Origin of the sequence: Gilliamella sp. App6-5, from assembly GCF_001690525.1 — a bacterium.
Classification (GTDB): Bacteria; Pseudomonadota; Gammaproteobacteria; order Enterobacterales; family Orbaceae; genus Gilliamella; species Gilliamella apicola_H.
In genome coordinates, this window is sequence record NZ_LZGT01000086.1 from 1 (window position 1) to 672 (window position 672).

The 672-nt window shown below is 32.0% G+C and carries 2 protein-coding genes; both read left to right on the plus strand.

Going from position 1 to position 672, the window contains the following annotated elements; translation table 11 throughout:
- Nucleotides 1-321: hypothetical protein (locus A9G24_RS12935; RefSeq protein WP_176701200.1), on the plus strand; the 321-nt coding region annotated here is incomplete at its 5' end.
- A gap of 14 nt (nt 322-335) precedes the next feature.
- A partial coding sequence (locus A9G24_RS10360; RefSeq protein WP_141673146.1) for a hypothetical protein occupies nt 336-672 on the plus strand: 337 nt, incomplete at its 3' end.

Below are 672 nucleotides of genomic sequence, written 5' to 3' on the forward strand. Positions count from 1 at the left end.
GATTCATTATTTAACCAATGGTTAGATCGTGGACTGTTAAATCAGGTTAAGCAATTAGAGTTATATAAAACTAAAATTGAACTTTCAACCATTGCAAGATTAGCTGAGTTACCTTCTTTACAAACATTAAAATGTAAAGAAGCCTCCATATATCAAACGGATCTTGTTCGTGCCGAAAAACAAAAACAGCAATATCGAGCGCAAGCACTCGCATTATTTGCCCTACAACAAAATAGCAATATAAAAATAACCTTTAATGACGGCAGAATCGATTATTTTCAAGAATTCTTACCCGATGATTTAAAACATCAACTTACTTAACAGATTAAAAAATCATGATAGTCAGAATAAAACTCAATCAACTAGAAAAGCGCAGTAATGACTACTTTTATAACGATACGCCGTTTAATGGCGAAGCTTATGATCATCGAGATAATCAACTTTATCAGGTATACGAAATTACCGACGGTATTATTACAGGTAGTCGAGATTATGGCGCTTTACAAGCCGATGGTATGATTAAAATTGATTATGATTTGTTAACTAGCGCAGAATATTTTGATTATGAAATGAATCAGATACGTTGTTATTATCAAGGACAGCCATTTACTGGATTATATTATAATTATAGTTCTGGATTTTTATTAAGTGAAGGGCTATGTATTGATGGTT